Origin of the sequence: Roseomonas indoligenes (assembly GCF_017813365.1) — a bacterium.
Lineage (GTDB): Bacteria > Pseudomonadota > Alphaproteobacteria > Acetobacterales > Acetobacteraceae > Roseomonas > Roseomonas indoligenes.
The window spans coordinates 1-21,280 of record NZ_JAGIZA010000038.1 but is presented as its reverse complement, the minus strand read 5'-3'; the positions used below and the strand labels follow the sequence as shown (position 1 = coordinate 21,280).

Genomic DNA, 21,280 nt, shown 5'->3' with positions numbered 1-21,280 from the left:
GTGGACGCCGGCAACCTCGTCCAGGCCGGCGCCACCCTGCTGACGACGATCGTGGCGCTGGACCCGATCTACGCCACCTTCGACCTCAGCGAGGCCGACCTGCTGCGCTTCACCCGCCGCGGCACGACCCGCCCCGAGGGCGGCGTGCCCGAGCCGGTGCTGCTGCGCCTGGCCGACGAGGCGGAGTTTGGCCGCCAGGGGCGGATGGACTTCCTGGACACGGCGCTGGACGCGCGTTCCGGCACGATCCGCGCCCGCGCCACGATCGCGAACGCCGACCTCTTCCTCACCCCCGGCACATTCGCCCGCCTGCGCCTCCGCGCCGGGGAAGGGGAGGTGCTGATGGTGCCGGACGCGGCCATCGCCGCCGACCAGGCCGCGCGAGTGGTGATGACGGTCTCGGCCGACGGCACGGTGGTCGCCAAGCCCGTCGCCCTCGGCCCCGTGGTGGATGGGTTGCGCGTGGTGCGCAGCGGTCTCTCGCCCGCCGACCAGGTGATCACCGCCGGGCTGCACCTGGCACGCCCCGGCGGGCGGGTGACGGCGGAGGTGAAGCCCCTCGCCCCCGCCCGCCTGGCCGAAGCGCGCTGAGGGAACCGCCGCCATGCGCTTCGCCCAGTTCTTCATATCCAGGCCGATCTTCGCCTCGGTCATCTCCATCGCCATCGTGCTGATCGGCGCCATCTCCGGCTTCCGGCTGCCGATCAGCGAGTACCCGGAGATCGCGCCCCCGACCGTCACCATCGCCGCCACCTATCCAGGGGCCTCGGCCGCCGTGATCGCGGAGACGGTGGCGTCCCCGATCGAGCAGGAGATCAACGGCGTGGAGGGAATGCTCTACGTCTCCTCCCAGGCCACCGGCGACGGGCGGCTCTCCGTCAACGTCGTCTTTCGCCAGGGCGTGGACGTGGACCAGGCCCAGGTCCTCGTCCAGAACCGCATGGCGGTGGCCGAGGCCCGGCTGCCCGAGGAGGTGCGCCGCCTCGGCATCACCGTCCGCAAGGCCTCGCCGGACATCATGATGGTGATCCACCTCACCTCGCCGGACGGCTCGCGGGACGAGGGCTACATCTCCAACTATGCGATGCTGAACATCAAGGACCGCATCGCTCGCCTGGACGGCGTGGGCGACGTGCAGGTCTTCGGCGCGCGCGACTACGCGATGCGGATCTGGCTGGACCCTGCCAAGGTGGCGGCCCGCGGGCTGACGCCGGGCGAGGTGGTGGACGCGCTGCGCCGCGCCAACGTGCAGGTGGCGGCAGGCGGGCTGAACCAGCCGCCGACGGGCGCCTCCAACGGCGCCTTCCAGCTGAACATCCAGGCACTCGGCCGGCTGCGCGACGTCGAGGAGTTCTCCGACATCGTCGTGGCCACGAACGAGGCCGGCGCCCCGCTGCGCCTGCGCGACATCGCCCGTGTGGAGCTCGGCGCGCAGGATTACACCCTCAGCGCCTACCTGGACGCCGACCGCGCCGTCGCCATGCCGGTCTTCCAGCGCCCCGGCTCCAACGCCCTCGCCACCGCGGCCGCCCTGCGCGCGACGCTGGAGGAGCTGAAGAAGGATTTCCCGCCGGGCCTAGCCTACCATACGGTCTACGACACGACCCGCTTCATCGAGCAGTCGATGGAGGCGGTGGTCCACACTTTCGTGGAAGCCATCATCCTCGTCGTGCTCGTGGTGATCCTCTTCCTCCAGTCCTGGCGCGCCTCCATCATTCCGCTGGCCGCCATCCCCGTCTCCATCATCGGCACGCTCGCCTTTATGGCGGCGCTGGGCATCTCGCTGAACAACCTGTCCATGTTCGGCCTGATCCTGGCAATCGGCATTGTGGTGGATGACGCCATCGTCGTGGTGGAGAACGTGGAGCGCCACATGGCCGAGGGAATGGACCCCGTGGCCGCCACGCGCCGCACCATGGACGAGGTGGGCTTCGCCCTTCTCGCCATCGCTCTCGTCCTCTGCGCCGTCTTCGTGCCTACAGCCTTCATCGAGGGGCTGTCCGGCGCCTTCTATCGCCAGTTCGCCGTCACGATCGCGGTCGCCACGCTCCTCTCCGCGCTCGTCTCGCTCACCCTCTCGCCCGCGCTCGCCGCCCTGCTGCTGCGCCCGCATGGGCACGCTCACGCTACGGGTTGGCGCGCCTGGATCGGGGCGCCGTTCGGCCTGTTCTTCCGCGGCTTCAACCTGCTTTTTGACAAGCTCTCCCTCGGCTACGGCGCGCTGACCCGGCGGCTGGTGCGGCTCTCCGCCGTGCTGCTGATCCTCTTCGCCGGGCTGCTGGCCCTGACGGGGCGCACGGTGGTGACCACCCCCACCGGCCTGATCCCGCCGCTGGACCGCGGCTACCTGATCGCCGCTTTCCAACTCCCCCCCGGAGCCTCCCTGGCCCGCACCGACGCGGTGATCCGCCAGGCGACGCGGGACGTGCTGGAGGTGCCCGGTGTCGCGAACTCCATCGCCTTCACCGGCTTCGACGGCGCGACCTTCACCAACGCGCCCAACTCCGGCGTGATCTTCGTCAACCTCAAGTCCTTCGAGGAGCGCGAGGCGGCGCACCTGACCTTCGCCGGCATCACCGGCGCCGTGCAGGCGCGGCTGATGCAGCAGCGCGACGCGCTGGCCCTCGTTATCCCGCCGCCTTCCGTGCCGGGCATCGGCACCGGCGGCGGCTTCAAGTTCTACATCCAGGACCGCGGCGACCGCGGGGCACGCGCGCTGGAGGAGGTGACCAACCGGATCGTCGCGGCCGCCAATCAGCGACCCGAGATCGCCATGGCCTTCACCCTGTTCAACACCAAGACCCCGACGCTCCGGGCCGAAGTGGACCGCAGCAAGGCGGAGATGCTGGGCGTTCCTCTCTCCCGCGTGTCGGAGGCGCTCTCGACCTATCTCGGCTCCACCTTCGTCAACGACTTCAACATTCTCGGCCGGACCTACCGCGTGACCGCGCAGGCGGAGGAGACGCAGCGCCTGACCCCGCGCGACGTGGCGCTCCTGCGCACGCGCAACGCCGACGGCGCCATGGTGCCGATCGGGGCGCTGGCCACGCTGGAGCCGGACACCGCCGCCTATCGCGTGCCCCGCTACAACCTCTACCCCGCGGCCGAGGTGCAGGGCGCGCCCAAGCCCGGCGTCTCCACCGGCCAGGCGATCGCGGCCATGGAGGCGATGCTTCGTGAGCAACTGCCCCCGGGTTTCGGCTTCGAATGGACGGAGATCGCGCTGCAGGAGACCACCCAGGGCAACACCGCGCCCATCGCCTTCGGGCTGGCCGTGGTCTTCGTCATTCTGCTGCTCGCCGCCCTCTACGAGAGCTGGCTGCTGCCGCTGGCCGTGGTGCTGATCGCACCGATGTCGGTGCTGGCCGCCCTCGCCGGCGTGGTCTGGCGGGGCCTGGACAACAACGTCCTCGTCCAGGTCGGGCTCGTGGTGCTGATCGGCCTGGCGGCGAAGAACGCGATCCTCATCGTGGAGTTCGCCCGGCACGCCGAGGGAGAGGGCATGACCCGCTGGCAGGCGGCCGAGGCCGCGGCCCGCACGCGGCTCCGGCCGATCCTGATGACCTCGCTTGCCTTCATCCTCGGCGTCCTCCCGCTCGCGGTCGCAACGGGCGCGGGCGCGGAAATGCGGCAGAGCCTCGGCACCGCCGTCTTCGCCGGCATGCTCGGCGTCACCGGCTTCGGGCTGGTCTTCACGCCCGTCTTCTACGTGGTGGCCAGGTCCATGGCCCGGAAGGAAGCGAGGCGGGACACGGAAGCGATGCCGGTCGCGACCTGAACGGGCCGTAGCGGCCCGCGGGGAAACAGCGCATGGGCGGGGAGGGGGGCGGGTTCAGCCTCCCCGACCCGCCCTTCCTTCGTCCGGGGGCCGCCGGGTGGGCGCTTGCACGGGGTGGGCCTGCCGTGCTGGAGCATGAGGAGCCGTTCGGGCCTCTCCGCCCGACCGACCCGCATGAGGCGAGGGGCAGGTCAGCACCGATGAACGTCGACTCGACACTGACGCTGCTCGGGGCGGGCCTGCTGGCCGGCGCGATGAACGCGGCCGCGGGGGGCGGCTCCTTCATCAGCATTCCCGCCATGGTCTTCGTCGGCCTGCCATCCGTGGCCGCCAATGCATCCAGCACCGTCGCCCTGCTGCCCGGCACGCTTGCCAGCGCCTGGGCGTGGCGGCGGGACTACCGCTCCCTGCACGGGATTTCCTCCCGAACCCTGCTGGCGATCAGCTTCGCGGGCGGGCTGGCCGGGGCGCTTCTCCTCCTCGCCACCTCGTCCCGCGCCTTCGACCGGCTGCTGCCCTGGCTCATGCTCCTCGGCACCCTGGCCTTCGCCTTCGGCCGCCCTCTCGGCGCCGCCCTGCGCGCGCGGGTGCAGATCGGGCGGGGTGCCATGCTCGGCGCCCAGGTCCTGCTCTCGATCTATGCCGGCTATTTCGGCGGCGGCGTCGGCATCATGATGATGGCCGTCTGGGGTCTGCTCGGCGAGACCGACATCAAGGCGATGAGCGCGCTGCGCACCCTCCTCGTCAGCGCCGCCAACCTCGTCGCGGTGATCTGCTTCGCCGTGGCCGGCCCCGTCCACTGGCCGGCAACGGTCATCATGCTCGTGGCCGCCATCGCCGGCGGCTATCTCGGGGCGATCCTGGCCAGCCGTATGCCGGCCGCCCTCCTGCGGGGCTTCGTTATCCTCTTCAGCAGCGTCATGACCGCCGTGTTCTTCTGGCGGGCATGGGCCTGAACGGCCCCTTCAGTGCGCGGGCCCGGCGGATGAGGTCTCCAGCGCCTGCCAGAGCACCTTCATGAACGGCGCGGGGACAAGAAGCTTGTTCTCCTGGTGGACGACCATCCCCCGCACCTTCGCCGCATAGGCCTTCCAGGCCGGGTCCGCCGTCAGCCTCGCCCGCCGCTCCGTCCTTTCCGCCAGATCCTCATAGGCCCAGAGGTGGACCACCTGGTTCAGCGGTCCGAACTCGGTCGTGTAGTAGCCCACCATCCGGCCGAGGATCGGCTTCTGAATGGCTATCCCTTCCGCCTCATAAGCGGCCAGGTAGGCCGGGGCCTGCCCGGGATGCAGCGTGTAAATCCGTTCCTCGACGATCATCGATGTCTCCTCCGGGGATCGAGCCTTGCGCCCGTTCCTCAATTGGTATTACCAATTTGGTAAGACCAGTTCGGAGGAACGTCAAAGGGTGATCGCCATCCCCGCCATGGGCGACGAGCGCGCCAACCTCATCGGCCGCCTGCTGCCCTTCATCGCCCACCGCCGCCTGGAAGCCGGGGATCGCCTGCCCTCCGAGCGGGAGCTGGCCGAGCGTTTCGCCGCCAGCCGCGGGGCCGTGCGGGAGGCCCTGGCGGTGCTGGAGGCCCTGCGGATCATCGAGCGGCGGCCGAATTCCGGCATCTACCTGCGCCCGGTGGAGCGGCAGGGCTCGATCGAGGCCATCGTCCTGCAGGCCGAGCTCGGCATTCCCCTGACGGAGGCCGAGGTGCGCGAGGTGGTGGAACTGCGGCGCATCCTGGAAATGCAGGCTGTGCGCCTGGCCGCCGAGCGCCGGAGACCCGAGGACGTGCAACGCCTGGACGAGATCCTGGCACGCACCGACGCCGTGATCGCCGCCGCCGGCAACCCGGCGGACGAGGACGCCGCCTTCCACCTGGCCATGGTGGAAGCGACGGGGAACCATGTTTTCCTGCGCGTGGTGAACGCCTTCTACCTCATGTCCCGCAACCGGAGGCGCGCCTACTTCGCCGATGGCAGCCGCGCGCCGCTCTCACAGCGGCAGCACCGGGCCATGCGGGACGCGGTGGCGGAGGGCAACCCGGACGGCGCGGAAGCGGCCATGGGCGGGCACCTCAGGGGCGTCGAGAGCTACTGGATGGAATTGCTGGAAAAGCGGGCACGCGGGGACTGAACCTGCGGCCTACCGGGAGGAAACAGGAAGACCATGAAGGTCACGGACGTTATCTGCCACGTGCTGCAATCCAAGGTGGAGCAGCCCTTCACCTCGGCCCGCGGCTGGCTCTACACCACGCGCGCATCCTGCATCGTCGAAGTGCGGACGGATGAGGGCATCACCGGCTGGGGCGAGTGCTACGGCCCCGCCATGGTCAACAAGACCATCATCGAGACGCAGTACCGCAGCCGCGTGATCGGCCGCGACCCCTTCGACGTGGAGGTGGTCTGGGAAGACCTCTACAACCGCATCAAGGACTATGGCCTCACCGGCATGACCATCGCCGCGCTGTCGGGCATCGACATCGCGCTCTGGGACATCATCGGCCGCGCGGTCCGCAAGCCCGTCCACAAGCTGATCGGCGGCGCGCACCGGACGGAGGTGCAGGCCTATGCCACCGGCCTCTACTTCATCGACATGGACCGCCTGGTCGAGGAAGCCGTCGAGGAGGCGGTGGAATACGCGGAGCAGGGCTTCCGCGCCATCAAGATGAAGATCGGCCTGGGCGACCCCAAGCTGGACCTGCGCCGCGTGAAGGCGGTGCGGGAGGCGATCGGGCCGGACATCAAGCTCGCCGTTGATTCCAACCACTGCTTCACCGTCCCGCAGGCCATCCGCCTGGGACGCGCGATGGAGGAGCACGACATCCTCTGGTTCGAGGAGCCGATCAGCCCCGAGGACCATGACGGCTACGTGGAGGTCACGCGCGCCCTCGACATGGCCGTGGCCGGCGGGGAGAACGACTTCACCCGCTGGGGCTTCCGCGACGTGATCGCGCGCAAGGCAATGGACATCGTCCAGCCCGATGTCTGCGCGGCCGGCGGCATCAGCGAGTGCCGGAAGATCGCCGCCATGGCTTCCGCGCACGGGGTGGAATGCGTGCCCCATGCCTGGGGCTCCGCCATCGGCCTCGCCGCCACCGTGCAGTTCATCGCCGCGCTGCCGGATATGCCGCCGGCCTTCCGCCCCATGCCGCCGATGCTGGAGTTCGAGCAGACGCCGAACCCCCTGCGCGACCACCTGGCGAAGGATCCCATCGTCCAGAACAAGGGCATCGTCCGCGTGCCGGACGCGCCGGGGCTGGGCATCGAGGTCGATATGGCCGTCCTCAACCAGTACAAGGTGGCCTGAGATGCTGGTCGCGCTGACCGATCCCATCGACCCGGCCGGCGAGGCCGTGCTGCGCGCCGCCGGCCACGAGGTGCAACTGCCCGGCAGGGAAGGCCAGGACGCCCTTCTCGCCCGCGCCCAGGCGGTGGTGGTCCGCCGAAAGCTGCCGGACGATCTCTCCGCCCGCGCACCGCACCTGCTGGCCGCCGTGCGGCAGGGCGTGGGCGTGGACATGATCCCGGTGGAGGACTGCACCGCCCACGGCGTGCTCGTCGCCAACGTGCCCGGCGCCAACGCCGACTCCGTGGCCGAGTTCGCGATCGCGCAGATGCTCGCCGTCGCGCGGCGGGCGGAGACGATGCACGAGGAACTGCTGGCGAAGGGATGGGACATCGCCCGATCCCGTTCCGCCGCCGCCTTCGAACTGCGCGGCCGCACCCTGGGCATCATCGGTGTCGGCGCCATCGGCACCCGCCTCGCCGAGATCGCGGGCACCGGCTTCCGGATGCGCGTGCTCGGCCACCGCCGCGGCAGCGGCGCCATGCCGCCCGGCGTGGAAAGGGCGGAACTCGAGACGCTCTTCGCCGAGAGCGACTTCATCGCCCTGGCCTGCCCGCTGACGTCGGAGACGCGCGGCCTCGTCTCCGCGCCGCGGATCGCCCGCATGAAGCCCTCCGCCTGGCTCCTCAACCTTGCCCGCGGACCGGTGGTGGACGGCGCGGCGCTGCTGGACGCCCTCCGGGCCGGCCGCATCGGCGGCGCGGCGCTGGACGTCTACGACGAGCAGCCGCTCGCCCCGGACCATCCCTTGCGGGCGTTGCCCAACGTCATCCTCACCCCGCACGTCGCCGGGCTGAGCGCGGAGGCGGTGGAGCGCATGAGCACGGGCGCTGCCGAGGAGGTGGTCCGCATCCTCGCGGGCGACCGTCCCTGCTCCTTCATCAACCCCGAGGCCTGGGAGGCTTCGCGCGCGCGCCGCGCCGCCCTCGGCCACACGGCCGAGGAGGCCGCGGCATGAAGATCTCCCGCGTCCAGGCCACCTGGTGCCGCGTGCCCATTCCCTATGAGCGCCAGCACACCAGCGATTTCGGCCGCGTGCCCACCTTCGATTCCGTCATCGTGCGGGTGGAGACGGATACCGGCCTCACCGGCTGGGGCGAGGCCAAGGCCGGCGTCGGCAGCGCGGCGGCCTGCGCCGGGCTGGCGGCCATCATCAACGACGACTACGCCCCGCTGCTGCTGGGCCAGGACCCGCGCGACATCTCCCGCCTCTGGGACGTCATGTACAATACCCCGCGGGAGGGATACGCGGTGGCCGGCGGCTACGCACTGCCGCAGGTCGGACGGCGCGGCCTCTCCATCTCCGCCATCGCGGGCGTGGATGTCGCGCTCTGGGACATCCTCGGCAAGTCGCTGAACGTGCCGGTCTGGCGCCTGCTCGGCGGCAAGCGCGTGGACCGGATGCCCGCCTATGCCTCCGGCGGCTGGGCCGATGCTGCGAACATCGGTGAGCAGTTGCAGGGCTACTGCGACAGGGCCGGCTTCCGCGCCGTGAAGATGCGCGTGGGCGTGATGGACGGCTCGCCCGCCCGTTCCGCCGCGCGGGTGCGCGCCGCGCGCGAACGGCTGGGCCCGGACATCCGCCTCATGGCCGATGCCCACGGCACCTGGACCGTCGCCGAGGCCCGCGCTTTCTCCCGGATGGTAGAGGATTGCGACCTCTTCTGGTTCGAGGAGCCAGTGAGCGCGGACGACAAGGCCGGCATGGCCGAGGTGCGCCGCTCCTCCTCCGTGCCGATCAGCGCGGGGGAGAGCGAGTTCACCCGCCACGACTTCCGCGAGATCTGTGAGCTGCGGGCCGCGGACGTGCTGCAGCCCGACCTCGCCATCGCCGGTGGGCTGACGGAAGGCCTCCGGATTTCCGCCCTCGCATCTGCCTTCAACCTGCGCCTCGCGCCGCATCTCTGGTCCGGCGCGCCGGCCTTCGCGGCGGGAATGCACCTCGCCGCCACGCAGAGCGCGGGCTTCATCCTGGAATACTCCCTCGGCCACAACCCGATGCTGCACGACCTGATCGAGGAGAGCTTCCCTGTGGAGGACGGCCACGTGGAGATCCCCGACCGCCCGGGCCTCGGCATAAGCGTGCGCGAGTCCTTCCTCCAGCAATACGGCCAGGGAGGCCGCGCATGAAGATCGCATCCGTCGAGGCCTTTCCCACCTCTTTCCCCGTCCCTGAGGGGGGCGGCGTCGCACTCGGTGTCGGCCGCGCGGTGAAGCGCGACGCGGTGGTGGTGAAGGTCACGACCGAGGACGGGATCACCGGCTGGGGCGAAAGCCATCACGGCCGCGCCCACACCGCCGTCGCCGCCCTGTTGCAGACCACGCTGACCCGGCTCGTGAAGGGCATGGACGCCACCGACGTGGTCGGCGTCTGGAACCGCATCTATCGCGGCCAGCTTGCCAGTCACGGCATGGGCGCGGGCTGCGCCCTCGCCATGTCCGGGCTGGACATGGCGCTGTGGGACATTCGCGCGAAGGCCGTGGACTGGCCGCTTTACCGCCTGCTCGGCGGTGCCGCCCGCGCGGTGCCCGCCTATGCCGGTGGCGTCGCGCTTGGCTACCAGCCGCCGGAGGAGCTGGTGGAGGAAGCGCGCCCGCATCTCGAAGCGGGCTACCGCGCCCTGAAGCTCCGCATCGGCGACACGGTGCAGAACGACACCGCCCGGATGGAAGCGGTGCGCCACGCCTTCGGCGGCGAAGTGGACATCCTGGCCGATGCCAACACCGCCTATTCCCTCTCCGATGTCCGCCGCGTCATGCCCGTGATGGACGCGCTGCAGATGGGCTGGCTGGAGGAACCCTTCCCGCCGCACGACCACCGCGCCTACCGCGAGGCGCGCAGCTACGGCCGCACGCCGCTGGCGGTGGGGGAGAACCACTTCACCCGCTACGAGTTCGCGCCACTTCTGGAGGCGGACAGCATCGGGATCTGGCAGCCCGACCTGTCCAAGTGCGGCGGCATCACGGAGGCGCTGCGGATCGCCGCCATGGCCTCCGCCCACAAGATCCAGGTCCACCCGCACAGCTCCATGACCGGGTTGAACCAGGCCGCCACCATCCACTTCCTCTGCGCCATCGACAACGCCGGCTATTTCGAGGCCGACGTATCGCGCGGGAACCTCTTCCGCGACGCCCTGGTCAGCGAGCCCTGGCGGATCGACGCCAGCGGCTGCGTGCGGCCGAACGAGGCGCCCGGCATCGGCGTGGAGGTGGATGAGGACTGGCTGCGAGCCCATCCCGCGATCGAGGGGCCCGGCTACGTGTAGAACAAAACCCTGACGACCGTCCCGACAGAGGGCGGCGCCAAAGCAAGAGGAGAGGTCCATGTATCGCACCAACAGGCGCGGCCTGCTCGGCCGCATCGCTGCCGCGGCGCTCGCAGCCGGCATCGCCCTCGCGCCCGTCGCCGGCCGCGCGGCGGAGCCCGCCTTCAGCCGCGACATCCGCTTCCTGAACGCCTTCGCGGCGGGCGGCACCTCCGATCTGATCGGCCGGATCCTTGCGGACCAGCTCAGCAAACAGGTCGGCCAACAGGTTGTGGTGGAGAACCGCACGGGCGGCGGCGGCGTGGTGGCCGCGCAGGAACTTGCCCGCAGCACGCCGGACGGCCACACCATCCTTCTGGCCTCCATGGGCATCCTGGCCATCACGCCGCAGATGCAGACCGTGCCCTACGACGTGGAGAAGGACCTCGTGCCGGTGGCGAACATCGCCTCCGTCTACAACATCCTCGTCACCGGCCCGCGCTCACCCATCCGGCGTTGGCAGGACCTCGCGGCGATGGCTAAAGACCGCTCGCGCACCGTGACCTGCGCCACTGTCGGCGCCGGGTCCAGCCAGCAGCTCTCCTGCATCCTCTTCGCCGCCCTCACCGGCGGCCAGATCACGCAAATCCCCTATCGCGGCGGCGCGCCGGCCATCCTCGACATTTCGACGGGTCGGGTGGACGTGATGTTCGGCAACATGCCGGAATTCCTCGGCCAGATCCGCGACGGCGGGCTGCGCGCCGTCGCCTACGGCGCCAGCGAGGCGTCGCCGCTGATCCCGGAGCTTCCCGTGATCTCGCGCGACGGGCTGCCAGGCTTCGCCATCCCCAGCTGGTTCGGCGTGGTCCTGCCCGGCCGCACGCCGGATGCCGTGGTGGCGCGCTGGAACGCGGAGCTGAATCGCGCGATGGAAGCGCCGGAGGTGCAGCGCCGCTTCACGGAGAATGGTCTGCAGCGCATCGGCGGGACGCGGGAGGATTTCCTCCGGCAGATCGCGGTGGATCGCCAGCGCTGGGGCGCCATTATCCGCGAGCACAACATCAGGCCGGAGTAGCGACATGGACCGCTTCCCCGCCGACAGAACCGCGCTGATCCGCGCGCTCTTCCCGAAGGGCGTGCCGCAGCTCTGGTCGCCCAGCCTTTTCTTCTACGACGCTGGGGGTGGCTTCGAGCGCGCGCGGCAGGAGGCCCATCTTACCTTCATGGCGAGGCATGTCGGCGGCTTCCTCATCCCCGGCTCGACCGGGGATGCCTGGGAGATGGAGGATGAGGAGGCGGTCGCCGCCCTCGACCTCGCTATCGATTTCGCCGGGCCGCGGGGGATCGACCTTCTCGCCGGCGTCCTGCGGCCGGACGTGGCGTCGATGGGGGCGCTGCTGGAGCGGATGGTGAAGCACCTCTGCGACCGGGCCGGCACGGCCACCGTCCCCGATGCCTTCGAGGCCTGTCGCGTGCGGGGCGTAACGGTCGCCCCGCCGACCACGCCGGAACCCCTGTCCCAGCCGGCCCTCGCGGAGGCCCTGGGCCCCCTGCTGGCGCGCGGCCTGCCCATGGCGGTGTACCAACTGCCGCAGGTCACGGGGAACCGGATGGCGCCGGAACTGCTGGCCGACCTCGCGGGGCGCTTCCCGAACTTCATCCTGTTCAAGGACAGCGGCGGCACGGACGAGGTCGCCAGGTCCGGGCTGCTGCCGGACGATCTGGTCCTCCTGCGCGGTGCGGAGGGAGACTACGCGCGCTGGCACGCCGGCCTTGGCGGCCCCTATGACGGCTTCCTCCTGAGCACCGCGAACGCCTTCCCGGCCCGCCTGGCCGGGATCCTGGAAGCCCTGAAGGCAGGGCGAAGCGACGAGGCGCGAGAGGAGTCGGACCGCCTCTCCTCCGTCGTGGCCGAGGCCTTCGCGGCAGCGGATGGCCTGCCGGACGGCAATGGCTTCACCAATGCCAACAAGCTGCTCGCCCATGGCATGGCCTTCGGAAAGGGGGCGCGATCCGTCGAGCCCCCGCTTCTGCACGCGGGTAGCGTCCTGCCAGCAGACCGTGTGGAGCGGGTGATCACGGCCCTCGAGCAGGCAGGGATGCTGCCGGCGCAGGGCTACATGACCCGCTGAGCCTCCGCTCGGTAGGAGCGGGACGGGGGATTTGCCACTTGCGTCGCCCCGCTCTTCCCGCACCCTTTGGCGGGAACGAAGAAGAGCACGTCCGAGCATGATCACCCGCCGCCCCCTGCTCGCCGCCGCCGCGGTGCCCACCCTGCCGGGCGCCGCGCGCGCCGCCGACATGCCGCACAACCTGAACGTCTTCGTGCCCGCCGCGCCGGGCGGCGGCTGGGATGGGCTGGGGCGGGCCCTGGAGCTGGTCGCCCGCCCGGCCGGGCTGGTGGGCGGGTTCCAATTCGAGAACCTGGCCGGCGCGGCCGGCACGGTGGGGCTGGCGCGCTTCGTGGCGCAGCGGCGCGGCCGGGCGGACAGCCTCTTTATCGGGGGCGCGTCCCTGGTGGGGGCGACGATCGTGAACCGCTCGCCCGTCAGCCTCGCCGACATCACGCCGATCGCGCGTCTGACGGAAGAGGCGGCGGTGCTGGTGGTCCCGCCCGACAGCGAGTTCCGCACCATGCGCCAGCTCGGCGAGGCGCTGCGGGCGGAGCCGCGCGGCATCCCCATCGCCGGGGCGGGCGGCGGCACGGTGGACCACGTGATCCTCGGCCTGCTGCTGAAGGCGATCGGGCGCCGTCCGCTGGAGGCGCAGTTCGTCTCCTTCTCCGGCGGGGGCGCCACCACGGCGGCGGTCATGGGCGGCCAGGTGAAGGCCGCGGTCGCCGGCTGGGGCGAGTTCGAGGAGCATGTGAAGGCAGGCCGCGTCCGCGCCCTGGCCACCAGCGGCGAGCGGCGGCTGGCGCCGGAGGTGCCGACCCTGAAGGAGAGCGGCTACGACGTGGTCGCTACCAACTGGCGCGGGATCTTCGCCGCCCCGGGCATCACGGCCGACGCGCGGGCGACGCTGGCGCGCTTCGCCGCCGCCCTGCATGACCTGCCCGCCTGGAAGGCGCTGCTGCAGACGCGCGGCTGGGACGACGCCTTCCTGGACGGCGAGACCTTCGAGGCCTTCCTGCGCCGCGACCGGGCGGACACGGAAGGCGTGCTGAAGGAACTCGGGCTGGCCTGAGCCTCCTACTCCGCGGCCCGCGCCCTGGCGTAGCGGCTCGCTGGGCGGGGCAGCCCCAGATGGTCCCGCAGCGTCGTGCCCTCGTAGCTCTCCCGGAACAGCCCGCGCTTCCGCACGACCGGCACGACGAGGTCCACGAAATCGTCGAACTGGCCGGGGAAGAAGGGCGGCATGATGTTGAAGCCGTCCGCGGCGCCGCCGGTGAACCACTCCTCCAGCGCGTCCGCGATCTGCTCCGGCGTGCCCCAGACAATGCGGTGCCCGCGCGCGCCCGCGACCAGGTAATACAGGTCCCGCAGCGTCAGGTTCTCGCGCCGTGCCAAGTCCGTCAGCAGCTTCGCGCGGGACCGCAGCTGGTCGGATTCCGGCAGGTCCGGCAGCGGCTCGTCCAGCGGGAAGCGCGAGACGTCGTGGCCCAGCCGGTCGGAGAGGAGCGCGAGCGCGGCGGCCGGATCGATCCAGCCCTGCAGCTTCGCATACAGCGCACGCGCCTCCTCCTCCGTGCGCCCGATCACCGGGCAAACCCCGGGCATGATGTGCAGGTGGCGGGGATCACGCCCGTACTTCGCCATGCGCCCCTTCACGGATTCGTAGAAGGCGCGCCCCTCCTCGATGGTCTGCTGCGCCGTGAAGACGATGTCCGCGGTGCGTGCCGCCAGTTCCTGCCCCGGCTCCGACGAGCCGGCCTGGATCACCACCGGATGCCCTTGCGGCGGGCGCGAGACGTTCAGCGGCCCCTTGACGGAAAAGTAGCGGCCCTTGTGGTCCAGCGTGTGCAACCGGGCGGGATCGACATAGACATTGGCCTCCTTGTCCTTGATGACCGCCCCGTCGTCGAAGCTGTCCCAGAGGCCGCGCACCACGTCGATGTATTCCTCCGCGATGGCGTAGCGCTCGTCATGCGCGGGGTGCTCGCCCCGCGTGAAGTTGGCGGCCGAGCGGGCGTAGGAGGTCGTCACCGCGTTCCAGGCCGCACGCCCATGGCTGATGTGATCGAGAGAGGCGAAGACCCGCGCCGTGTGGAAGGGCTCGCCATAGGTAGTGGAGGCGGTGGCGGCGAGGCCGATGCGCGAGGTCACCATGGCCAGGGAGGCGAGCAGCGTCAGCGGCTCCAGCCGCGCCACGGTGGAGGGATGCGCCTCCGCGCTGCTGGTCAGCCCGTCCGCAAGGAAGAAGAGGTCGAAGGTGCCGCGCTCCGCCGTGCGGGCGACGTGCTGGATCAGCTCAAGGTTCTCGCCCCCAGCCTGCGCGTCCGGGTGGCGCCAGCCCGCCACGTGGTGGCCCGCCATCTGCGCGAAGAGGCCGAGGCTCATCCGCCGCCCCTGGGAGGCCTGATCCTTGCTGCTATCGGGGCTGCCGTTCGGGTCGGTCGCCATGGAAGTCCCTCTCGTCCGTGATCGCGGCGTGCAGGGCCGTGAGACACGCTGGCGGAGAGAGCGTCAAGGCGCAGGGCGGTGATGGCCCACCCACGGGAAAGCCGCGGGACGGCGTGAGCGATGGTCATCCTACGACCCCGCCCGGGAACAGGTGATCCATCCTCCTAACCGGCCCTGCTTTGGTCAGCCGTTCCATTTCGGCCACCCGGTGCCCCCCTTAGATTGCCGGCCAGGGATGACAGCCTTCTCGGGCGGGCAAAGGGGAACAGATGACGGGCGCAGCAGAGTTCACCACGGGGCGGCGCGGATTCACGCTATCGGCGCTCGCCGGCCTGGCGCTCGCGGGGTCTGCCCGCGCGGAGGAGGAGTGGCCGCAACGCCCGTTGCGCGTCGTCATCCCCTGGCCGCCCGGCGGCCAGGTGGACCGCTACGGCCGCCCCCTCGCGGACGCGCTGGGCCGCATCCTCGGCCAGCCCGTCGTCATCGAGAACAAGGGCGGGGCGGGCGGGCTGATCGGCGCGGAGCAGGTGAGTCGAGCCCGGCCTGACGGCTACACCCTGCTGCTGGCCAACAACACGGCGATCGTCGGCAGCGTCGCGACCAATCCCGGCAATGCGCGCTTCGACACGCTGAAGGACTTCACGCCCGTCGGCATCGTGCAGGAGAGCCCCGGCCTTTTCGTGGCCCACCCCTCCCTCGGCGTGTCCAACTTCGAGGAGTTCGTCGCCGCCGTCCGCAAGAGCCCGCACCCCGTTCCCTTCGCCTCCTCGGGCCAGGGCGCGGCCGCTTCCATGGCGGCGGAGGCCATGCGCCGGCGCTACGGGCTGGAGTTCCTGGAGGTCGTGTACCAGGGCGGCGGCCCCCGGATGGCGGCGCTGCTCTCGGGGGAGGTGAAGTTCACGATGTTCGACACCAATCTCGTGCGCGAGCACCTGGCGAGCGGGGCGGTCCATCCCCTGATCGGAACCGGCCCCGCGCGGTTCGAGGAGCTGCCCGAGGTGCCCAGCTTCGGCGACATCGGCCTGACCGAGTTCGACTTCCGGAACTGGCAGGCCCTGCTCGTTCCCGCCGGCGTGCCTGCCCCCGTGCTCCAGCGCCTGCGCGAGGCCCTTGCCGAGGCCGCGCGATCCCCCGCCTTCTTGCAGGTGGCGCAGGACGGCGGCACCGCCATCTTCCAGACCGGCGCCGAGGCGGAGGCGCGGATCGCACGTGGCTTCCGGGACATCCGGGCGTTGCAGTCGAAGAACTGAGGGCGCGCCTCCTGGCGCGGGACTCTTCCTGGCCAGGAGCGGACGCGGGTGGGCCGGGGCAACTCCTCCGGCTATACGGGCCAGCGATGCAGCCGCACCCGATCCATGACCCGCTGATGCTCGCGGCACCGCCGGTGATCGAGGCGCCATCCCTGGCGGAAGCGCTGCGCCGGGACTGGGGCCTGGACGGTGCGCTGCGCCCCCTGGGGGGCGAGCGGGACCGGAACTTCCGGCTGGACCGGGCCGATGCCCCGCCGCTGCTCGTCAAGCTGGCCCACCCCGATGAGAACCCCGCCATCACCGGCTTCCAGACCGCGGCGCTGCTGCATCTGGAAGGCACGGCGCCCGACGTGCCGCTGCCGCGGATGCTCCGGGCCCGGGACGGCACGACGGAGCGCGCCCACCCGGCGGCCGATGGCCGGGCCTGCCTGTTGCGCGTCCTCACCTACCTCCCCGGGCGCCCCGTTGCGCCACCGGTGCCGGCGCGGGCGCTGGGGGACCTGACGGCGCGGCTGGACGCGGCGCTCGCCGGCTTCTCCCACCCGGCGGACCGCCGGCGGCTGCTCTGGGACATCCGGGAGGCCCCCTCGCTGCGCGAGCTCCTGCCGGACGTGGCCGATCTCGGCCTGCGCGCCCTGGCGGAGGCGGCGCTGGACCGCTTCGAGGACGGCCCCGCAGCCGTGCTCGCGGCCCTGCCGATGCAGGTGATCCACAACGACCTGAACCCGCACAACGTGCTGGCGGATGAGGGCGGAAGCCTCGCGGGCATCATCGACTTCGGCGACATGGTGCGTGCCCCGCTGCTGCAGGAGGTGGCGACCGCCTGCGCCTACCTCGTGCAGCCCGGGGAGGCGCCGCTGGCCGGCCCCGCGGCCTTCCTCGCCGGCTACCGCGCCGTGCTGCCTCTGCCCGGGGACCAGATCGCGCTGCTGCCGGCCCTGATCGCGACCCGCATGGCGGTGACCGTGCTGATCAGCCACTGGCGCGCGCGGCGGCAGCCGGAGAACGCGCCCTACATCCTGCGCAACATGCCCGGCGCGCGAGCGGGGTTGGAAAGCCTCTCGCGCGGCGCCGATGCGCGGGCCTTCGGAGGATAGGCGATGCCTGATGACAGCCCGCGCGGCACCACCATGATCAACGCCTTCGATCCCGCCCGCGCCAGCGGCCTCTCGGCGAAGGAGCGGGCGATGGTGGAGCGTCGCCAGCGCCTGCTCGGCCCGGCCTACCGGCTGTTCTACGAGCACCCCGTGCACCTCGTGCGCGGGGAGGGGGCCTGGCTCTTCGACGCCGACGGGAACCGCTACCTCGACTGCTACAACAATGTCGCCTCCATGGGCCACGCCCACCCCCGCGTGGTGGAGGCGATCGCGCGCCAGGCCGCGCTGCTGAACACCCACACGCGCTACCTGCACGAGACGGTGCTGGATTATGCCGAAGCCCTGCTGGCGAGTTTCCCGGCCTCGCTCGGCCCTAACTCAGGTCATGTCATGTTCACCTGCACGGGGTCGGAGGCGAACGACCTCGCCCTTCGCATCGCCCGCGCCCATACGGGCGGCGAGGGGATCGTCGTCACCTCGCTCGCCTATCACGGCGTCACCGCCTCCCTCGCGGAGCTATCGCCCTCGCTTGGCGAGGGAATGCCGCTCGGCCGCCACGTCGCCACGGCGCCCCCGCCCGATGCCTATCGCGGCGGGCCGGACATGCCCGCGCGCTTCGCGGCCGATGTGGCCGCCGCCTTCGCCGGGCTGGCGCGGCACGGCATCCGCCCCTGCGCGCTGCTGGTGGATACGATGTTCACCTCGGACGGCGTCTTCCCCGATCCCGCCGGCTTCCTGGCCGGCGCCGTGGATGCGGCGCGCGCGGCCGGCGCCCTGTTCATCGCGGACGAGGTGCAGCCGGGCTTCGGCCGCACCGGCGCCATGTGGGGCTTCCAGCGCCATGGGGTGGAGCCGGACATCGTGACCATGGGCAAGCCCATGGGGAACGGCCACCCCCTGGCTGGCCTCGTCATCCGGCCGGAGCTGCTGGAGCGCTTCGGCGGGCAGGTGCGCTACTTCAACACCTTCGGCGGCAACCCCGTCTCCGCCGCCGCCGGCCTCGCCGTGCTGCAGGTGCTGCGGGAGGAAGGCCTGGCGGAGAACGCGGTGGCCGTGGGCGCGCACCTGACGGACGGGCTGCGCGCCCTGGCCGCGCGCCACGCCATCATCGGCGACGTGCGCGGGGCAGGGCTCTCCATCGGCTGCGAACTGGTGCTGGACCGCACGACGAAGGAGCCCGCCACGGCGGAGACGGCCCGCCTCGTCAACGCGTTGCGCGAGCGCCGGATCCTCATCAGCGCCTCCGGACCGGGCGCCAACACCCTGAAGATCCGGCCGCCGCTCTGCCTGACGCGGGAGCAGGCGGACATGCTGATCGGCACCATGGACGAGCTTCTCGCGGGCTGAAGGCCCGGGCGGCGCGCGCCGATGCCCCTTGCGGTCCCCGGAGCGAAGGCGCAAGAAAGGTTGCGCGAGCAACTAACTGGCCGGCGCCGGACCGTTCGGCCCGTTGGCGGCAATGGAGCCGGGGACAGCGCAAGCATGGACATGGCAGGGGGATCCCACATGCTGCCCGTGGTCATCGTCGGCGGCGGCCCGGTGGGGCTGACCCTCGCCGCGCTGCTGGGGCAGCAGGGGATCCCGGCAACCGTCATTGAGGCCGACGAGGGCTACTGCACCGGCAGCCGCGCCATCTGTATTTCCCGTCGTTCCCTCGAAATCCTCGGCTGGGCCGGGATCGACCGCCCCGTGCTCGACAAGGGCCTCGGCTGGACGGAGGGGCGCAGCTTCTACGGCACGCGGGAGGTGCTGCGCTTCCGCATGCCGTCCGAGCCGGGCGACCGCTTCCCGCCCATGGTCAACATCCAGCAGTACTACGTGGAGCAGCACGCCCATGAGGCGGCCCTGCGGGCCGGCGCGACGGTGGAGTGGTCCACGCGCCTCGTCGGGCTGCACCGGCACGCCGATCACGTCGAGGTCGAAATCCAGGGTGCAGGCGGGCCGCCGCGCCCGCTGCGTGCCGCCTGGGTCGTCGCCTGCGATGGCGGCCGCAGCACGGTGCGCGACCTGCTCGACCTCCGGCTCGAGGGCGTGCAGTACGACGGCCGCTACGTCATCGTGGACATCGAGCAGGAGACGACGCGCCCGGTGGAGCGCCTCGCCTGGTTCGATCCCCCCTCGAATCCCGGCTCCACCATCCTGATGCATCGCCAACCCGACAACGTCTGGCGCATCGACTACCAGCTGCGGGACGACGAGGATCCCGAAGAGGCGGTGAGGCCGGAACAGGTGCTGCCGCGCGTCCGCAGCCATCTCGAGATGATCGGGGAGACGGCGCCGTGGAAGCCGCTCTGGATCTCCGTCTACAACGCGAAGTGCCTGACGCTCGGCGGATACCGGCACGGCCGCGTGCTCTTCGCCGGCGACGCCGCGCACCTCGTTCCTATCTTCGGCGTGCGCGGCCTCAACTCCGGCCTGGATGATGCCGGCAACCTGGCCTGGAAGCTCGCGCGCGTGCTGGACGGCCGAGCCGGCGAGGATCTGCTGGACAGCTACTCGGAGGAGCGCCTCGCCGCCGCGCGCGAGAACATCGCCTATGGCGCCAAGAGCACCGAGTTCATGGCCCCGCCGAGCTTCGCCTTCCGCCTGATGCGCGACGCCGCGCTGAGGCTTGCCCTGGAGGACGCGGCCGTGCGGTCCCTGATCAACCCCCGCCAATCGGTGCCCGTCCGCTACCCGGCCGCTCCAGGCCTCGGAGCGGACCCGGATGCCGCGCGGCTCGGGGCCGCCGCCGCCCCCGGCCTTCCCGCGCCCGACGCGCCAATCGCCTCCACCGAGGGTCACAAGCATCTCAGCGAACTGTTCGGGCGAGGCTTCGTGCTGCTGCGCTTCGGAACGAGTGAGATCCCGTTCCCGCCAGCCCCGGACGGCGTGACGGTGCTCACGCTCCTGCCGCCCGGCGCATCGCCGTGCCCGGGCTGCCCCGCCGACGTCGAAGGGCAGGCGCGGCAGCGCTACGGCGCCCTGAGCGGCGCGGCCTGGCTCATCCGGCCCGACGGCTACGTCCTTGCCAGATGGGCGGAGCCCGATCCCAGCGCGGTCGCGGCGGTGCTGGAGCGCCACCTCGGCACAGCCGCGCACACCCTCCTCCGCGAAACGGCCTGAGACGCGCTGCCATGCATGCCGAGGATCTGGACCGCAGCTACACCGCCCTTTGCCAGGCGCTGGAACGGGTGGGCGAAGGAAAGGCCCCTCTGCTGCTCGCCATGGTCAGCCTCGCGCTGATCGCTCGCCAGGCCTCGGCGGAGGACGTGCTGCCGCTCATCGCGCAGGCCGCCGCCAGTATCGGGGAAGGCCCCACTCCCGAGTAGAGGGGGGGGTCAGGGCTCGTCGGCGGCGCCCAGGCGGGCCGCGGCCCCTTCGATGGCGCGGTCGAGCAGGCGCCCCAACACCTTTCGCTCCTCGTTGCTCAGGCCCCCGAAGAAGCGGTCGTTCAGCTCACGGATCAGGGCCATGGTTTCGGCCCAGAGATCCGCTCCGGCGGGCGTCAGCGTCAGCACCACGCTCCGCCCATCCGCGGCGGAGGCCTGCTTGTCGACAAGGCCCTGCTCGACGAGCGACTGGGCCGCGCGACTTGCCCGGGCCTTGTTCAGATTTGCGCACCGCGCGAGATCCTGCACGGAGAGAGGAGCGAAGGACCCGATGGCCGCCAGGCAGCGTCCCTCCCCGAGCGGGATGCCCAGCTCGGCCAGGTAGGCCGCCTCGCTCTCGCGATCTGTCAGCTTGTGGAGCCTGTGCAGGCGGTAGGTCAGAGCCTTCTCGAGCGGGACCGTCATCTCAAGCCTGCCATTCGTTCTGGCCGGAACCCGCGCCACCGCCCGCCGGCCGGGATCCATGTATCCGGTGCGTGCCGCCGCTTCTACCCGAAGGCCGGCCCGCCGCTCTCACCGTCCCTGGAAGGTGGGTTTACGTTTTTCGGCGAAGGCGCGCTGGGCCTCGCGGGTGTCGTCGGTGCGGGCGAGTGCGACGGTCTGGCTCTGCTCGTAGCGGTAGCCGTCGCGCAGCG

General features: G+C 71.4%; 19 protein-coding genes. 16 read left to right on the top strand and 3 right to left on the bottom strand.

The window, feature by feature from the left end:
- The 3 genes from J5Y10_RS26825 to J5Y10_RS26815 form a co-directional block, all read left to right on the top strand.
- On the top strand, positions 1-591 hold a 591-nt coding region (locus tag J5Y10_RS26825), incomplete at its 5' end, for an efflux RND transporter periplasmic adaptor subunit (RefSeq protein ID WP_209377212.1).
- Positions 592-604: 13 nt separating this feature from the next.
- On the top strand, positions 605-3,778 hold the full coding sequence (locus tag J5Y10_RS26820; RefSeq protein ID WP_209377211.1) for an efflux RND transporter permease subunit: 3,174 nt from the start codon (positions 605-607) through the stop codon (positions 3,776-3,778).
- 200 nt (positions 3,779-3,978) lie between these two features.
- The gene (locus J5Y10_RS26815; protein ID WP_209377210.1) at positions 3,979-4,734 is read left to right on the top strand and encodes a sulfite exporter TauE/SafE family protein; all 756 of its coding nucleotides are present in this window, start codon (positions 3,979-3,981) and stop codon (positions 4,732-4,734) included.
- Between the two features lie 9 nt (positions 4,735-4,743).
- Here the strand turns inward: J5Y10_RS26815 and J5Y10_RS26810 are convergent, their stop codons facing one another.
- Positions 4,744-5,097 carry an NIPSNAP family protein gene (locus tag J5Y10_RS26810; RefSeq protein ID WP_209377209.1) on the bottom strand — a complete coding sequence of 118 codons (354 nt, stop codon included), beginning with the start codon at positions 5,095-5,097 and terminating at the stop codon, positions 4,744-4,746.
- Between the two features lie 88 nt (positions 5,098-5,185).
- Between J5Y10_RS26810 and J5Y10_RS26805 the strand changes: the two genes are divergently transcribed.
- From J5Y10_RS26805 to J5Y10_RS26770, 8 genes are all read left to right on the top strand, one after another.
- On the top strand, positions 5,186-5,908 hold the full coding sequence (locus tag J5Y10_RS26805) for a FadR/GntR family transcriptional regulator (protein WP_209377208.1): 723 nt from the start codon (positions 5,186-5,188) through the stop codon (positions 5,906-5,908).
- Positions 5,909-5,941: 33 nt separating this feature from the next.
- Positions 5,942-7,081: a mandelate racemase/muconate lactonizing enzyme family protein gene (locus tag J5Y10_RS26800; RefSeq protein WP_209377207.1), complete on the top strand. Its 1,140-nt coding sequence runs from the start codon at positions 5,942-5,944 to the stop codon at positions 7,079-7,081.
- Between the two features lies 1 nt (position 7,082).
- On the top strand, positions 7,083-8,078 hold the full coding sequence (locus J5Y10_RS26795; RefSeq protein WP_209377206.1) for a hydroxyacid dehydrogenase: 996 nt from the start codon (positions 7,083-7,085) through the stop codon (positions 8,076-8,078).
- On the top strand, positions 8,075-9,250 hold the full coding sequence (locus J5Y10_RS26790) for a mandelate racemase/muconate lactonizing enzyme family protein (protein ID WP_209377205.1): 1,176 nt from the start codon (positions 8,075-8,077) through the stop codon (positions 9,248-9,250). Before J5Y10_RS26795 ends, J5Y10_RS26790 begins: the two co-directional genes overlap by 4 nt.
- Complete coding sequence (locus J5Y10_RS26785) at positions 9,247-10,386, top strand: mandelate racemase/muconate lactonizing enzyme family protein (RefSeq protein WP_209377204.1); 1,140 nt, start codon at positions 9,247-9,249, stop codon at positions 10,384-10,386. The genes J5Y10_RS26790 and J5Y10_RS26785 overlap by 4 nt, the downstream gene beginning before the upstream one ends.
- A gap of 58 nt (positions 10,387-10,444) precedes the next feature.
- Positions 10,445-11,440 (top strand): Bug family tripartite tricarboxylate transporter substrate binding protein, encoded by a 996-nt coding sequence (locus tag J5Y10_RS26780; RefSeq protein WP_209377203.1) that lies wholly within the window; start codon positions 10,445-10,447, stop codon positions 11,438-11,440.
- Positions 11,441-11,444: 4 nt separating this feature from the next.
- Positions 11,445-12,497 carry a dihydrodipicolinate synthase family protein gene (locus J5Y10_RS26775; protein ID WP_209377202.1) on the top strand — a complete coding sequence of 351 codons (1,053 nt, stop codon included), beginning with the start codon at positions 11,445-11,447 and terminating at the stop codon, positions 12,495-12,497.
- 97 nt (positions 12,498-12,594) lie between these two features.
- Positions 12,595-13,551: a Bug family tripartite tricarboxylate transporter substrate binding protein gene (locus tag J5Y10_RS26770; protein WP_209377201.1), complete on the top strand. Its 957-nt coding sequence runs from the start codon at positions 12,595-12,597 to the stop codon at positions 13,549-13,551.
- 5 nt (positions 13,552-13,556) lie between these two features.
- On the opposite strand, the gene J5Y10_RS26765 is transcribed toward J5Y10_RS26770, so the two are convergent.
- Positions 13,557-14,927, bottom strand: a complete 1,371-nt coding sequence (locus J5Y10_RS26765; protein WP_245215140.1) for an LLM class flavin-dependent oxidoreductase — start codon at positions 14,925-14,927, stop codon at positions 13,557-13,559.
- A gap of 269 nt (positions 14,928-15,196) precedes the next feature.
- Here J5Y10_RS26765 and J5Y10_RS26760 point away from each other — a divergent pair, with 269 nt between their 5' ends.
- The 5 genes from J5Y10_RS26760 to J5Y10_RS26740 all read left to right on the top strand — a co-directional run bounded on the left by J5Y10_RS26760 (position 15,197) and on the right by J5Y10_RS26740 (position 20,585).
- On the top strand, positions 15,197-16,177 hold the full coding sequence (locus J5Y10_RS26760) for a Bug family tripartite tricarboxylate transporter substrate binding protein (RefSeq protein WP_209377200.1): 981 nt from the start codon (positions 15,197-15,199) through the stop codon (positions 16,175-16,177).
- 86 nt (positions 16,178-16,263) lie between these two features.
- Positions 16,264-17,274, top strand: a complete 1,011-nt coding sequence (locus J5Y10_RS26755; protein WP_209377199.1) for a phosphotransferase — start codon at positions 16,264-16,266, stop codon at positions 17,272-17,274.
- 33 nt (positions 17,275-17,307) lie between these two features.
- Positions 17,308-18,621: an aspartate aminotransferase family protein gene (locus J5Y10_RS26750; protein ID WP_245215141.1), complete on the top strand. Its 1,314-nt coding sequence runs from the start codon at positions 17,308-17,310 to the stop codon at positions 18,619-18,621.
- 159 nt (positions 18,622-18,780) lie between these two features.
- Positions 18,781-20,379, top strand: coding sequence for an FAD-dependent monooxygenase (locus J5Y10_RS26745; protein WP_209377197.1), 1,599 nt, complete (start codon positions 18,781-18,783; stop codon positions 20,377-20,379).
- 11 nt (positions 20,380-20,390) lie between these two features.
- Positions 20,391-20,585, top strand: a complete 195-nt coding sequence (locus tag J5Y10_RS26740) for a hypothetical protein (protein WP_209377196.1) — start codon at positions 20,391-20,393, stop codon at positions 20,583-20,585.
- Between the two features lie 9 nt (positions 20,586-20,594).
- Here the strand turns inward: J5Y10_RS26740 and J5Y10_RS26735 are convergent, their stop codons facing one another.
- On the bottom strand, positions 20,595-21,050 hold the full coding sequence (locus tag J5Y10_RS26735) for a MarR family winged helix-turn-helix transcriptional regulator (RefSeq protein ID WP_209377195.1): 456 nt from the start codon (positions 21,048-21,050) through the stop codon (positions 20,595-20,597).
- Positions 21,051-21,280 lie beyond the last annotated feature (230 nt).